At 46.2% G+C, this 617-nt stretch carries 3 protein-coding genes; all 3 read left to right on the top strand.

What is annotated here, in order from left to right:
- Positions 1 to 139 (top strand): hypothetical protein (locus tag IEW48_RS17750; RefSeq protein ID WP_188624732.1); only part of this gene is annotated, 139 nt, incomplete at its 5' end.
- A 75-nt stretch (positions 140 to 214) separates the two neighbouring features.
- Positions 215 to 406 (top strand): superinfection immunity protein, encoded by a 192-nt coding sequence (locus IEW48_RS16880; RefSeq protein ID WP_188624731.1) that lies wholly within the window; start codon positions 215 to 217, stop codon positions 404 to 406.
- On the top strand, positions 393 to 617 hold a 225-nt coding region (locus IEW48_RS16875), incomplete at its 3' end, for a PrgI family mobile element protein (protein WP_188624730.1). The genes IEW48_RS16880 and IEW48_RS16875, both read left to right, overlap by 14 nt.

Raw genomic sequence — 617 nt, 5'->3', positions numbered from 1 at the left:
TGTAGCGGCTACATCCGGCAAAAACCCGGCCAAACGGGCCGAAGCGTGGGATGCCGTGAAATGGTACATCATGGCCGCCGCTTTCTTCTTTGCCGTACCTTTGCTGTTGGGTGTCGTGTTGCGTTTAATGAATGTTTAAACGCCATTTGCCGATATAGAAAAATAGGGGGGCGTGATGCCCCCTTGTAAAAAATGAAATGGAGGTTGATGTTTTGTGGAACTGGCGATTTATTTGTTATTTTTCCTCTACTTTGTCCCTGCCATCGTGGCTTTGGTGAGGAAACACCACAACAAAATGGCCATCATTGCCTTAAATGTGCTTCTGGGCTGGACTTTACTGGGCTGGGTCGGGGCTTTGGTCTGGGCATTGACACGAGTGGAGGGACAAAAGGATGCCTCAGTATAATGTGCCGCAGGAGTTTGATTCAGAAGAAAAAGTTATAGGTGGATCGTTGTCGTTAAGACAGTTTGTTTATCTTGTCATCATTGTTGTTATTGATCTGGGAGCCCTTTTGTTTGTGCTGTTCAATCCGGTGGGGATCAGCTTTTCCGTATTGCTTACCATTACATTATCAGTGATCATTCCTGTCAGTGTCATTGGTTTGGCACTGGCTTTT

The organism is Caldalkalibacillus thermarum (genome assembly GCF_014644735.1).
Lineage (GTDB): Bacteria > Bacillota > Bacilli > Caldalkalibacillales > Caldalkalibacillaceae > Caldalkalibacillus > Caldalkalibacillus thermarum.
Note: the sequence above shows the minus strand (reverse complement) of the source record. Positions and strands in the feature narration are given on the sequence as shown.